Annotated in this window: 13 protein-coding genes, 8 tRNA genes and 1 pseudogene; 18 read left to right on the top strand and 4 right to left on the bottom strand. The window is 45.1% G+C overall.

Annotation, left to right across the window (positions count from 1 at the left end):
* The 3 genes and pseudogenes from ACK5MF_RS12895 to ACK5MF_RS12905 all read right to left on the bottom strand — a co-directional run.
* Positions 1-987: pseudogene (locus ACK5MF_RS12895) on the bottom strand (IS3 family transposase); the annotation flags it as partial.
* Between the two features lie 147 nt (positions 988-1,134).
* Entirely contained in the window at positions 1,135-2,241 is a 1,107-nt protein-coding gene (locus ACK5MF_RS12900; protein WP_416922843.1) for a PilT/PilU family type 4a pilus ATPase, read from the bottom strand.
* Positions 2,242-2,252: 11 nt separating this feature from the next.
* A complete protein-coding gene (locus ACK5MF_RS12905) occupies positions 2,253-3,290 on the bottom strand; it encodes a type IV pilus twitching motility protein PilT (protein WP_416922845.1) in 1,038 nt (345 codons plus the stop codon).
* Between the two features lie 44 nt (positions 3,291-3,334).
* Between ACK5MF_RS12905 and ACK5MF_RS12910 the strand changes: the two genes are divergently transcribed.
* Genes ACK5MF_RS12910 through hemW form a run of 7 tightly spaced genes read left to right on the top strand, consistent with a single transcriptional unit; the run spans position 3,335 to position 8,055 of the window.
* Positions 3,335-4,036, top strand: a complete 702-nt coding sequence (locus tag ACK5MF_RS12910; RefSeq protein WP_416922847.1) for a YggS family pyridoxal phosphate-dependent enzyme — start codon at positions 3,335-3,337, stop codon at positions 4,034-4,036.
* A 30-nt stretch (positions 4,037-4,066) separates the two neighbouring features.
* Complete coding sequence (proC, locus tag ACK5MF_RS12915) at positions 4,067-4,885, top strand: pyrroline-5-carboxylate reductase (RefSeq protein ID WP_416922849.1); 819 nt, start codon at positions 4,067-4,069, stop codon at positions 4,883-4,885.
* 40 nt (positions 4,886-4,925) lie between these two features.
* Positions 4,926-5,483 (top strand): YggT family protein, encoded by a 558-nt coding sequence (locus ACK5MF_RS12920; RefSeq protein ID WP_416922851.1) that lies wholly within the window; start codon positions 4,926-4,928, stop codon positions 5,481-5,483.
* Complete coding sequence (gene yggU / locus ACK5MF_RS12925) at positions 5,483-5,773, top strand: DUF167 family protein YggU (RefSeq protein ID WP_416922853.1); 291 nt, start codon at positions 5,483-5,485, stop codon at positions 5,771-5,773. Before ACK5MF_RS12920 ends, yggU begins: the two co-directional genes overlap by 1 nt.
* A gap of 57 nt (positions 5,774-5,830) precedes the next feature.
* Entirely contained in the window at positions 5,831-6,262 is a 432-nt protein-coding gene (locus ACK5MF_RS12930; protein WP_416922855.1) for a DUF4426 domain-containing protein, read from the top strand.
* A gap of 24 nt (positions 6,263-6,286) precedes the next feature.
* Positions 6,287-6,889: an XTP/dITP diphosphatase gene (locus ACK5MF_RS12935; protein WP_416922857.1), complete on the top strand. Its 603-nt coding sequence runs from the start codon at positions 6,287-6,289 to the stop codon at positions 6,887-6,889.
* Positions 6,883-8,055, top strand: a complete 1,173-nt coding sequence (gene hemW, locus ACK5MF_RS12940) for a radical SAM family heme chaperone HemW (protein WP_416922859.1) — start codon at positions 6,883-6,885, stop codon at positions 8,053-8,055. The genes ACK5MF_RS12935 and hemW overlap by 7 nt, the downstream gene beginning before the upstream one ends.
* A gap of 192 nt (positions 8,056-8,247) precedes the next feature.
* Here the strand turns inward: hemW and trmB are convergent, their stop codons facing one another.
* A complete protein-coding gene (gene trmB, locus ACK5MF_RS12945) occupies positions 8,248-8,967 on the bottom strand; it encodes a tRNA (guanosine(46)-N7)-methyltransferase TrmB (RefSeq protein ID WP_416922861.1) in 720 nt (239 codons plus the stop codon).
* A gap of 188 nt (positions 8,968-9,155) precedes the next feature.
* On the opposite strand from trmB, the gene mutY reads away from it, so the two are divergent.
* The 11 genes from mutY (at position 9,156) to ACK5MF_RS13000 (ending at position 13,116) form a co-directional block, all read left to right on the top strand.
* Positions 9,156-10,205 (top strand): A/G-specific adenine glycosylase, encoded by a 1,050-nt coding sequence (gene mutY / locus ACK5MF_RS12950; protein ID WP_416922867.1) that lies wholly within the window; start codon positions 9,156-9,158, stop codon positions 10,203-10,205.
* Between the two features lie 17 nt (positions 10,206-10,222).
* A complete protein-coding gene (locus tag ACK5MF_RS12955; protein ID WP_416922863.1) occupies positions 10,223-10,495 on the top strand; it encodes an oxidative damage protection protein in 273 nt (90 codons plus the stop codon).
* Between the two features lie 243 nt (positions 10,496-10,738).
* Complete coding sequence (mltC, locus tag ACK5MF_RS12960) at positions 10,739-11,866, top strand: membrane-bound lytic murein transglycosylase MltC (protein ID WP_416922865.1); 1,128 nt, start codon at positions 10,739-10,741, stop codon at positions 11,864-11,866.
* A gap of 120 nt (positions 11,867-11,986) precedes the next feature.
* Positions 11,987-12,062, top strand: a tRNA-Phe gene (locus tag ACK5MF_RS12965).
* Positions 12,063-12,116: 54 nt separating this feature from the next.
* A tRNA-Thr gene (locus tag ACK5MF_RS12970) sits at positions 12,117-12,192 on the top strand.
* Positions 12,193-12,199: 7 nt separating this feature from the next.
* Positions 12,200-12,275 (top strand) — tRNA-Phe (locus ACK5MF_RS12975).
* A 37-nt stretch (positions 12,276-12,312) separates the two neighbouring features.
* Positions 12,313-12,388, top strand: a tRNA-Asn gene (locus ACK5MF_RS12980).
* A 306-nt stretch (positions 12,389-12,694) separates the two neighbouring features.
* Positions 12,695-12,770 (top strand) — tRNA-Phe (locus ACK5MF_RS12985).
* A 47-nt stretch (positions 12,771-12,817) separates the two neighbouring features.
* Positions 12,818-12,893, top strand: a tRNA-Thr gene (locus ACK5MF_RS12990).
* 35 nt (positions 12,894-12,928) lie between these two features.
* A tRNA-Asn gene (locus tag ACK5MF_RS12995) sits at positions 12,929-13,004 on the top strand.
* 36 nt (positions 13,005-13,040) lie between these two features.
* A tRNA-Thr gene (locus ACK5MF_RS13000) sits at positions 13,041-13,116 on the top strand.
* Positions 13,117-13,188 lie beyond the last annotated feature (72 nt).

Here is a 13,188-nt window from a genome sequence, read left to right on the forward strand (position 1 = left end):
AAAAGCGTTCCATCGGTGCGTTGTCCCAGCAATTTCCGCGTCTCGATAAGCTTTGCTTAATTTGGTAACGCCACAGCATCTGACGATAATATCTGCTTGTGTAATGACTACCTTGATCACTGTGGAACATAACATTTTTTGGAGACCTTCTGGATTCAAAAGCCATCGTTAATGCTTTGCCCGTTAACTTACTGTCTGGTGATAAAGACATCGCCCAACCAATTGGCTTACGTGCAAACAGGTCTATCACAACAGCCAGATACATCCAACGATTACCCGACCACACATAAGTTACATCACCAACCCAAACCTGATTTGGTGCAGTAACGGCGAACTGACGCCCTAAATGGTTAGCTATTTCTAAGTGCTCTTGTTCTGCTTTCTTATATTTATGCTTAGGTGACTGACAACTCACCAAATCAAGAGATTTCATCAGCTTACTCGCTCGATAGCGACTAAGAGATATTCCCTTTATGTTAGTAACCATATCAGCAATCGTACGTGCTCCTGCTGAGCCTTGACTTGCTTCATGCATTTCACTGACTATCGAGCGTAACTCAGCTTGTTCTGGTGACATTCTCCTGTCTCTGTTTCGCCAATATTTATAACTACTACGATGAACACTGAACACATGGCATAACGTTTTTACACTAAAGCTCTTCCTGAGTTTCTCGATTATCGAGAATTGTTCAGCGAGTCCGACATCAAGAGAGCTGTAGCCTTTTTTAAAATATCGTTGTGTTCTTCAAGATTGGCGATTCTCTTCTTCAGCTCGCGGATTTCTATTTGTTCTGGCGTAAGTGGAGAGGCTTTCGGTGCAATGCCTCGTTGCTCTTGCTTGAGTTGCCGTACCCAGCGATCCATTGCTGATTGACTTACATTCATTGCTTTAGCGGCTTCGATAACCGAATAGCCATGCTCTGTTACTAATTGTGCTGCTTCAAGTTTGAATTCCGCACTAAAAGTGCGTCTTGTACGATTTGTCATAAAATCACCTGTTTGTCTCTGAGGTGTATCTTAACACCTCTATTCAGGTGGCCAAATTCACTGTACCACTACACTTAATTAAGATGAATAAGTTCAGTGAACTTTAACCCCTCTAGCTCCCCCTTCAAAAGGGGGAGAACTAAAAAATCACCCCATATCGATTTTCACATTAGCCAGTGAACTTGAGCTTGGAGCATCTCCACGCTGAGTTTTGAGCATCATGCGTAAGTCATTGGCTGAATCGGCACTGTGCATTGCATCTTGTTCAGTGATCTTCTCTTCCACCAGCAACTGATATAACGCTTGATCGAAGGTCTGCATGCCAATTTCTTGCGACTTCGCCATTGTCGATTTCAACTCATGCAACTCACCTTTGCGAATCAAATCCGAAATGCGAGGAGAATTGAGTAAGATCTCAAACACACCGTGACGACCTTTACCATTTTTGTCACGAATAAGCTGTTGCCCGACTACGCCACGCAAGTTCATCGACAAATCAAACAAGAACTGCTCTTTTTGTTCTTTAGGTACAAGGTGAAGAATACGTTCTAACGCTTGGTTGGCGTTGTTGGCATGCAAGGTTGCCATACACAAATGCCCGGTTTCGGCAAAGGTCATTGCGTATTCCATGGTTTCACGGCTACGGATTTCACCAATCAGAATCATGTCTGGCGCTTGGCGCAGCGAGTTCTTCAAGGCCACTTCGTAGCTTTCTGTATCCAAACCCACTTCACGCTGGGTGACGATGCATTTTTGATGTTCGTGTACGAACTCAATTGGATCTTCAACCGTTAAAATATGCCCAGTGCGATTCCGGTTGCGGTAACCTGTCATGGCGGCCATGGTGGTAGATTTACCCGAACCCGTCGCGCCAACGACCAGCACTAAACCTCGCTTGGCAATCGCAAGATCTTGCAAAACCACAGGCAAATGCAATTCTTCAAATGTTGGGATTTGTGTTTCGATACGGCGAATCACCGCGCCCGGTAGCTCACGCTGGAAAAAGGCACTGACCCTGAAACGTCCGTTTCCTCGCACTATGGCAAAGTTCGCTTCGTGTGAGGCGTTAAACTCAGACTCGCGTTCTGCATCCATCATTTCATGTAATAAGGAAAACACCTCTTGCTGTGAAAGCTTCTCCCCTTGCGGGCGCATCTCGCCATCGACACGCAACAGTACTGGCGCGCCGACGGTGATATACAAATCTGACGCTTTGAGTGAGGTCATCGCTTCAAGGTAATGATTCAATTGCATGTTATTCGCTCTTAAAAGGTAGAGATTTCAGACTCGATCTTCTTCTGTACTTCGGCCGGTTCGACTAAGCCTTGAGCAATCAGCTGTTTGGAGTTTTGATCCATGGTCTGCATTCCGTGAGCTGCGCCAGTTTGGATGATCGAATACATCTGCGCCACTTTATCTTCGCGGATCAAGTTACGAATTGCAGGTGTCGCCAGCATGATCTCATGACAAGCCACTCGCCCACCGCCGTTACGTTTTAGCAGTTTCTGCGCGATCACCGCACGCAGCGATTCAGACAACATAGAACGCACCATATCTTTGTCGCTTCCCGGAAACACATCAATAATACGGTCGATGGTTTTTGCCGCTGAACTGGTGTGCAGCGTACCGAAAACTAAGTGACCCGTTTCTGCCGCCGTTAACGCTAAGCTAATGGTTTCTTGGTCACGCAGCTCACCGACTAAGATCACATCAGGGTCTTCACGCAATGCCGAGCGCAGCGCATTTTTGAAACTGTGCGTATCGCGGTGAACTTCACGTTGGTTGATCAAACATTTATCGTTGTTATGAACGAATTCGATTGGGTCTTCAATGGTAAGAATATGCTTGTTGTGATTCTTGTTGATGTAATCAACCATCGCCGCCAAAGTGGTCGATTTACCTGAGCCGGTTGGTCCAGTCACCAGAACCAGACCTTTTTCATAGTTGGCAATTTTGCTGAAAATCTCGGGCGCATCTAACTGGTCAAGAGTGGGTATGACGGTCGGGATAGTACGAAATACCGCAGAGCAGCCGCGAGCCTGATGAAAAGCGTTGACACGAAAACGTCCAACATCCGGCAGTTCAAATGAAAAATCCACTTCGAGTTTTTCTTCAAACTCACTACGCTGAGCATCATTCATCACTTCAAACACTAGCCGATGAACATCTGCATGAGTAAAAGCAGGCACGCCAAGCTTTCTTACTTCGCCATCTATCCGTACCATAGGCGGAACACCTGCAGAAAGATGTAGATCTGATGCATTATGCTTTACACTAAAATCCAATAACTCAGCGATATTCATTTATTTATTTTCCTTAGGGTCCATTGACCAAATAGAGTCAGGCTATGAGTAGTATTCAACAAAATATCAAAGATATCATTTCACAAATTGAGAGTGCGCAACAAAAGTGTGGACGTACTCCAGACTCTGTGCAACTTCTCGCAGTGAGTAAAACCAAACCTGTCGAGGCAGTTCTCGAAGCGGCGCAAGCCGGACAACGCAGTTTTGGTGAAAACTATGTGCAAGAAGGTGTCGAAAAGGTTCAGTATTTTCAACAAAATCATCCTGATCTTAAGCTAGAATGGCACTTTATTGGGCCGCTGCAATCAAATAAGACACGTCTTATCGCTGAAAACTTCGATTGGATGCACACCATTGACCGAGCCAAAATTGCGCAGCGCCTCAGTGAACAAAGACCAGCGAATTTGCCGCCATTACAGGTATTGATTCAGGTTAACACTAGTGGTGAAGCATCCAAATCAGGCATTTCCGAAAATGAAGTATTTGCACTGGCTGAATTGATTTCTGGCTTACCAAACCTCATGTTAAGAGGATTGATGTCGATTCCTGAGAATGTCTCAGATTATGAATCCCAAATCGCTGCGTTTAACAAACTGGCGGACTTGAAAAGCAAACTGGCGGAAAAACTACCGAATATCGACACTCTATCGATGGGGATGAGCGGTGATATGGAAGCCGCCATTGAAGCTGGCAGTACCATAGTTCGTATTGGTACCGCTGTATTTGGTCAACGTGACTATATATAGTCACTAACACATTTGGATAGAAGAGCAGACATGGAACAAAGAACAATCGCTTTTATTGGTGCGGGCAATATGGCTCATGCGATTATCGCCGGTCTTGTTGCCAGCGGTTACGATGCAAACAAAATCATCGCCACAGCGCCTTCAGAGACGCGTCGCAAGCCACTGGAAGAGAAATACGGCATTCGTACCACCAGCGATAACCTTGCTGCTGCCCATGAAGCGGATGTGGTTGTGTTGGCGGTAAAACCTCAGATGATGGCTGAAGTCTGTGCGCCGCTACAAGCGGTCGATTATTCCAACAAACTGGTGATCTCAATTGCTGCGGGTATTTCAGTGGCTCGCTTCAACGAAATGCTGGCGACAGAATTGCAGCTTGTTCGCGTGATGCCAAACACACCTTCGCTAGTAAACAAAGGGATGGCTGGGTTATATGCGGCAAGTTCGGTTTCTCAACCAGACAAAGATTTCACCTCACAACTGATGTCAGCAGTGGGGGAAGTTTGCTGGGTAGAACAAGAGTCTGGCATCAACAGTGTGATTGCGGCGGCAGGTAGTGCTCCGGCTTATTTCTTCCTTTTCATGCAAGCGATGCAACAAGAAGCGATAGCACAAGGGTTCGATGAACAAACCGCGCGTCTGCTTGTCCAACAAGCCGCTCTGGGCGCTGCGGAAATGGTACAGGCTAACCCTGATGTCTCGCTGGCCACCTTACGTGAACAGGTAACATCGAAAGGTGGTACCACAGTTGAAGCTATCCGTACATTTAACGAAAATCATCTCTCAGAGATTGTTGCCAAAGCGATGCAAGCTGCGGTAACAAGAGCAGAAGAGATGGAAAAACTATTTTAATTAGCGGAAATACCCAAACAAATTAAACTAAGGGCTCTCTATGAATTCTATGAGTTTTCTAATCTCCACCGTGTTCGACCTGTATATCATGGTCGTGATTCTACGTATCTGGTTACAAGCGGCACGTGCAGATTTCTACAACCCATTTTCTCAATTTATCGTCAAGGCCACTCAGCCAGTAGTCGCACCACTGCGTCGTGTTATTCCATCGCTGGGCAGTATTGATTTGGCAACGGTTCTCTTTGCTTACGTATTATGCGTAGTGAAGTTCGTTGTATTGATTCTTATCGCTTCTAAAGGGTCGGTAAGCTTTAGCACAGATTTCCTATTCCTAGGTTTGCTATCACTAGTGAAAGCTGCGGGTGGTCTACTGTTCTGGGTACTACTACTTCGCGCGATCCTCAGTTGGGTTAGCCAGGGTCGTAGCCCGATTGAATATGTATTCCATCAATTAACTGAGCCAATGCTGGCACCGATTCGCCGTATTCTGCCTGCACTAGGTGGCATTGATTTAAGTGTATTGGTGCTGTTTATTGTGCTGCAGTTCGCTAACTTCCTGATGGGCGATATCATTGGCCCTATCTGGTATCAACTGTAATGAAAGCAGCTTGGTTTGATGGTGACGACTTGGTTTTAAGGCTCTATATCCAGCCTAAAGCCAGTCGTGACAGCATTGTTGGTCTGCATGGTGAAGAGCTAAAAATAGCGATCACCGCGCCACCGGTCGACGGCAAAGCCAATGCCCATCTCACCAAATATTTAGCCAAACAATGCAAAGTGGCTAAGGGGCTGATAGCAATAGAAAAAGGCGAACTTGGCCGGCATAAACAGATCAGAATTATTGCGCCGGCTGAGATACCGCAAGAAATTCAAGCCATTATTCAATAGTGTTCCCCCCTCTAACTCCCCCCTCACCGGAGGAGAGTTTATTATAAGGAAACGACCATGCGCCAGTGGATGATAGCCCTGCTACTCACCTTCATCGCTCTGCCAAGCTCAGCAGAACAGTTTCAGAACATCAAAAATGTTGAAGTGCACTACTCTGCCTTTAATTCAACGTTTTTAACCCCGCAAGTCGCTCGCAGCTACCAACTCACTCGCAACGGTTATTCTGCTATTTTGAATATCAGTGTGTTGGATACCTCATCCCTTGGCAAACCTGCGGTTGCAGCAAAAGTATCCGGCAATGTGAGAAGCTTGCTGGGCAACATTCGAAACTTGCAATTTAGCGAAATCAAAGAAGGCGAAGCCATCTACTACTTGGCTGAATTTCCGATTAACAACGAAGAAGATTTAATCTTTGATATCGACGTTAATGCTGGTAATAAAGGCGCAGGCAAAGTTAAATTCAGCCAAAAATTTTATGTTGAAGAATAACGTCGAACATAGAGATAAGAGAAAATGAAAAAGATTGTATTAGCGACCGGCAACCAAGGTAAAGTTCGCGAAATGGCTGACCTACTGGCAGACTTCGGTTTCGACGTTGTCGCACAAAGCGAATTCAATGTCTCTGAAGTGGCAGAAACAGGCACCACTTTCATTGAGAATGCCATTATCAAAGCGCGTCATGCGGCGAAAGAAACTGGCTTACCTGCGATTGCTGATGACTCTGGCTTAGAAGTCGATTATCTGCAAGGCGCACCCGGCATCTATTCAGCACGCTACGCTGGCGAAGGTGCATCTGATCAGCAGAACCTAGAAAAACTGCTTAACGCAATGCAAGGCGTAGCTGAAGCAGAGCGTACTGCCCGTTTCCACTGCGTGTTAGTTCTGATGCGCCATGAAAACGACCCGACTCCGATTGTCTGTCACGGTAAGTGGGAAGGTCGTATTCTTGAGCAAGCACATGGCAGCAATGGTTTTGGCTATGATCCGATTTTCTTTGTTCCACAAGAGAACTGCGCTTCAGCAGAATTAGAGCCAGCACGGAAAAAGCAGCTCTCGCACCGAGCGAAAGCATTGCAAAAGCTTTTCCAAGCGATTGAAGAGCAACATGAATGTTAACACCGCCTGATCTTAGCCTTTATGTACACATCCCTTGGTGTGTACAAAAATGCCCCTATTGTGATTTTAACTCTCATGCTTTAAAAGCCGAGATCCCGGAAGATCACTACATTAATGCTCTGCTTGAAGATCTTGATCGCGATATCGCACGTTATCAGCTTGCTGGTGATCCGCGTCAACTGCATTCGATCTTTATCGGCGGAGGTACGCCAAGCCTGATTTCAGCGCAAGGGATCGAACGTTTGCTAAGAGGCATCGAACAACGCATTGCGTTTAAGTCCAATATTGAAATTACCATGGAAGCCAACCCGGGAACCATTGAAGCCGAACGCTTTGCCGGATACAGAAAAGCAGGTGTTACTCGTATCTCAATTGGTGTGCAAAGTTTTGCACCTGAAAAATTAGAACGCTTAGGTCGGATTCACGGTAAAGATGAAGCTTTGCGAGCGGCAAATCTGGCACATACCATTGGACTCACGAGCTTCAACTTAGATTTGATGCATGGTTTACCCGAGCAAACCATTGATGAAGCGTTGGCCGATCTTGATCAAGCTATCGCGCTCAATCCACCACACTTATCCTGGTATCAACTGACGATTGAACCTAATACTCTGTTTTACTTCAAACCGCCAACCTTGCCTGATGAGGATGCACTGTGGGATATCTTTGAATTAGGTCATAACAAACTCACTGAAGCCGGTTACGTGCAATATGAGATATCTGGCTACAGCAAGCCCGGTTATCAATGTCAGCACAACCTCAACTACTGGCGATTTGGTGACTATCTCGGCATTGGTTGTGGCTCTGACGGCAAACTGAGTTTTAGCGATGGCCGCATTGTTCGCACCACCAAAGTCAAGCATCCGAAAGGTTATCTGGCAGCATATCAAAACCTGACTAAACCATACTTGGATTCAGAGCAAATCGTCGCTGATGAAGAGCGTCCTTTTGAGTTCTTTATGAATCGTTTCAGATTGATCGAGCCTTGCCCGAAAGCCGATTTTAGTGCGACGACAGGTTTAGATTTGAATGTAATTCAGCCAACCATTCACTGGGCGTTGAAGTTGGGCTATTTAAGTGAAGATGCCACCCACTGGCAAATTACTGAGAAAGGAAAGCTTTTCCTAAACGACCTGCTTGAAGCGTTTATGGTGGAAGAGGAATAAATTTACTGTCATTCAATTTCAACCTCGTCATCCCGGAAAATACGCAGTATTTATCCGGGATCTCGCTCTTGTGCATGACACTGGAGTTTAGATTCCTGCCTTCGCAGGAATGACGATATTCGCAAGACAATATTGGGTTTGTCATCAGTCCGAGCCAACATCACTATGTTGGCTTTTCTTTATCCGAAAATGTCAACTAACGCGCTGATATTTAATATCCCACACACCGTGACCAAGACGGTGACCACGCTGTTCAAACTTGGTTAGCGGACGTTCATCGGGGCGTGGGATGTAATCACCATCTTGCGCAATGTTGGCAAAACCCGGAGCTTGATTCATGATTTCAATCATATGCTCTGCGTAGTTTTCCCAGTCAGTTGCCATATGGAAGATACCCTGATCGACAATCAACTTTTGACGAACCATTTCAGCAAACTCTAGCTGAACGATACGACGTTTGTGATGACGTTTCTTGTGCCAAGGATCTGGGAAAAACAGTTGCAATGTATGCAGACTGTTGTCAGGGATCATATTGGCGAAGACTTCTACCGCGTCGTGACACATAACACGCAGGTTAGTTACGCCAACTTCACGAGCGGCTGATAAACAAGCACCAACACCCGGGCTATGCACTTCAATACCAATAAAGTTTTTCTCTGGCGCATTCTTTGCCATTTCAACCAAAGACGCGCCCATGCCGAAACCAATTTCTAAAACCACTGGGTTATTGTTGCCAAATACTTGATGCCAATCGAGCAGGCTCGCTTGATATTCGATACCCATAGTTGGCCAGCATTCTTTCATCGCGTTTTCCTGGCCTTTAGTTAAACGACCTTCACGACGAACAAAACTGCGAATTCGACGAACGATTTTGCCATCTTCAGTGAACTCGTTAGTGGTTACTTCACTCATTGATATTGCCTGTATAAAAATTAGTCTTGAGTTTGAGGGCTGTGATTATCCAAAGAATTACTTTGGGTGCAAGCTTTATTGTTGCTCAAATCAATACAAATACCCGTAGTTTTTGTCTGTTTTACATCCAGACCATTCTGTGGTGCAATTTTGCCTGATAATTTTAATTAATAGAGATGAGTAAAGTCGTGACCCCTTTTGCTAAGGCAATTCTCACTTGGTATGACAGCTACGGGCGTAAAACCCTGCCATGGCAGCAAAATAAAACCGCCTATAGCGTCTGGCTGTCGGAAATTATGCTCCAGCAGACTCAAGTTGCTACCGTTATCCCCTATTACCAACGTTTTATGCAGCGCTTTCCAACGGTGACTGATCTGGCGAATGCCGAACAAGATGAAGTTCTCCATTACTGGACAGGGCTTGGTTACTACGCGCGCGCTCGTAACCTACATAAAGCAGCCCAAACCGTTGCTCAGCAATACAACGGTGAGTTTCCAACTGACATAGAAGCGATGAATGCTCTGCCCGGTGTCGGTCGTTCGACCGCCGCCGCCGTGCTTTCTTCCGTCCACCAACAACCACACGCTATTTTAGATGGCAACGTTAAGCGAACATTAGCTCGCAGCTTTGCCATTGAAGGATGGCCGGGCAAAAAAACGGTTGAAAACCAACTGTGGCAATATGCGGAAATGCATACACCGCAGCAAGATGTCGATAAATACAATCAGGCCATGATGGATATGGGCGCGATGATCTGCACCCGTTCAAAACCCAAATGCAGCTTGTGTCCGGTTGAAGAGTTTTGTCAGGCAAAACAACAAGGGAACCCGCTTGATTACCCGGGTAAAAAGCCCAAAACCACCAAGCCTGAAAAAGAAACCTGGTTTGTAATTCTGCGCCACGGCGATGAGGTTTGGCTTGAACAGCGTCCGCAAAGCGGTATTTGGGGAGGACTGTTCTGTTTTCCGGAAAATGGTGATGCGACGATTGAAACGGTTTTGGATAAACGAGCAGTCCAAGAAAAGCAAATACTGTTGAAGAAGCAACTGATCGCTTTTCGCCACACTTTTAGCCATTACCACTTGGATATCACGCCGGTTTTGCTAGAACTATCCACCAAACCAGATATGGTAATGGAAGCAAACAAAGGTCTTTGGTATAACTTAAACAAACCTGAAGAAGTTGGCTTAGCAGCACCAGTCAAACAATTACTGCAAAGCCTTCAGTATGAGATTTAATTTAAGAGGAAATCCTTATGAGCCGCACGGTATTTTGTGCTCGACTAGAAAAAGAAGCTGATGGTTTAGATTTTCAGCTTTACCCAGGTGAACTCGGTAAACGTATTTTCGACAATATATCGAAGGAAGCTTGGGGACAATGGCAACATAAGCAAACTATGTTGATCAACGAAAAAAAACTCAACATGATGGATCCTGAGCATCGTAAATTGCTTGAACAAGAGATGGTGAACTTCTTATTTGAAGGCAAAGATGTACACATTGAAGGCTACACTCCGCCAAGCCAATAAGCGGGTACAAACCCATTTAATCATTTGAGTTTATTGCCAAAATCGATGTTCGTTCTATATCAGTCATCCCGGAAAATACGCAGTATTTATCCGGGATCTCGCTCTTGCGCATGATGCTGGGGTTTAGATTCCTGCCTTCGCAGGAATGACAATATTCGCAGGACAATATTGGGTTTGTCATCCGTCTGAAATGACATCTCTGGATGTCATTTTTATGTTATTGCCTGATACCTTGAGGAGCGCATGAGAAAGTTTGCTTACTGTATAATTGCCCTAATGCTGGTTGGATGTAGTCGCGAATTTGTTGAAAGTATTTACGATGTCAACTACGAGCCGACTAACCGCTTCGCCAAAAACTTAGCCCAGCTTCCGGGGCAATTTGAAAAAGATACAGCGGCACTTGATGCGCTCATCAATAGCTTTTCCGGCAATATTGAAAAGCGTTGGGGTAGCCGTGAAATAAAAGTGGCAGGTAAAAGCAACTACGTAAAATACATTGATAACTACCTAAGCCGCGCTGAAGTAAACTTCCAACAAGGTAAAATCGTTGTCGAAACCGTCTCTCCTACCGATCCGGAAGAACACTTAAAAAGAGCGATTGTCACCACTTTGCTCACTCCTGACGATCCGATGAGTGTTGACCTTTTCTCCTCTCAAGACATTGAATTAAAAGGACAACCGTTCCTATACAACCAAGTATTAGATCAAGACAAGCAGCCAATTCAATGGGGCTGGCGGGCAAATCGTTTTGCTGATTATCTGATTGCTAATCAGATCAAAGTGAAGCAAGTCGATTTCAAAAAAGCCTACTACGTTGAAATTCCGATGGTAGAAGATCAAATCGAGATCCGCAGTTATCAGTACGCCAACATAGTACAAAAAGCATCGCGAAAATATAACATCCCTGAAGATCTGATTTACGCCATCATCAAAACCGAGAGCAGCTTCAACCCTTATGCGGTAAGCTGGGCAAACGCCTATGGCTTGATGCAGGTGGTGCCTAAAACGGCTGGTCGTGACGTGTATAAGCTCGTGAAAAATAAATCTGGTCAGCCAACACCTGAATATCTGTTTAATCCGGAAAACAACATTGATACGGGTACCGCCTATTTCCACATCCTGAAAACACGCTACTTAAAAGATGTGCGTAACCCAACCTCTCTTGAATACAGCATGATTTCTGCCTACAACGGCGGTACAGGTGGGGTGCTAAATACCTTCAGCAGAGACAGAAAACGCGCAATGTCCGACCTTAACTCATTGCAACCGAATCAAGTTTACTGGGCGCTGACCCAAAAACATCCCAATGCTGAATCACGTCGTTACTTGGAAAAAGTGACAAAATATAAGAAAGAATTCCGCACACAGTGATCATACTGTGATAAAAAGTGATCGATCAGCTCAAAACATCAGCAAACAACACGATTTTTAATTTTTTTATAAAAAACAAGTTGACGCAGAGAAGGAAAATCCGTTTAATAGCGCTCCGTTGCCCGGATAGCTCAGTCGGTAGAGCAGAGGATTGAAAATCCTCGTGTCGGTGGTTCGATTCCGCCTCCGGGCACCACAATTTGATTGTTGGTGTCTTAAGACATCAATGTGCATATAAGAATATTAGTGTGCCGACTTAGCTCAGTAGGTAGAGCAACTGACTTGTAATCAGTAGGTCACCAGTTCGATTCCGGTAGTCGGCACCATTCTTTTGCCTCGATAGCTCAGTCGGTAGAGCAGAGGATTGAAAATCCTCGTGTCGGTGGTTCGATTCCGCCTCGAGGCACCATTATTTGGTGCAGTCATCACGATGACGTACAAATAATTCCCCCTTAGTTCAGTCGGTAGAACGGCGGACTGTTAATCCGTATGTCGCAAGTTCAAGTCTTGCAGGGGGAGCCACTTTTAAAGCCAAGTCGCAAGACTTGGCTTTTTCATTTCTGACTTTTTTCATTTCTGAGTAACGAACAAAAACCCACTGTCAAAGACAGGCTTGAAGTAGGTGCTTTATACAAGTTAGTACTGTTATTTGCTGGCAAATGTCAGTTTTAACTCACTCTCAATACGCCTTTATTAACAGAACTCCCCGCTATTTATTAACGAAAATGGGCAAAAACGAGTCACTAAGTATAGAAAAGCAACAAACGACATTTTTTTTGCAATTTAGTGTTGACGTTAAATGCGAAAAACCTTTTAATACACCCCGTTGCCTCGATAGCTCAGTCGGTAGAGCAGAGGATTGAAAATCCTCGTGTCGGTGGTTCGATTCCGCCTCGAGGCACCATATTTAAGTTGTTGGTGTTTACAACGAGCAACAGAAAGAATATTTGCGCCGACTTAGCTCAGTAGGTAGAGCAACTGACTTGTAATCAGTAGGTCACCAGTTCGATTCCGGTAGTCGGCACCATTCTTTCACAATTATCTTGTTAAGAGATAAACAATTCCCCCTTAGTTCAGTCGGTAGAACGGCGGACTGTTAATCCGTATGTCGCAAGTTCAAGTCTTGCAGGGGGAGCCACTTTCATTGATAAGTATTACGCTACTTATTGATAAAGCCGACTTAGCTCAGTAGGTAGAGCAACTGACTTGTAATCAGTAGGTCACCAGTTCGATTCCGGTAGTCGGCACCATGATTAAAAACTTATCTGTTTCAGATAGATAAAAACAATTCCCCCTTAGTTCAGTCGGTAGAACGGCGGACT

The sequence above is a fragment of the Vibrio sp. genome (assembly GCF_047973365.1).
Lineage (GTDB): Bacteria > Pseudomonadota > Gammaproteobacteria > Enterobacterales > Vibrionaceae > Vibrio.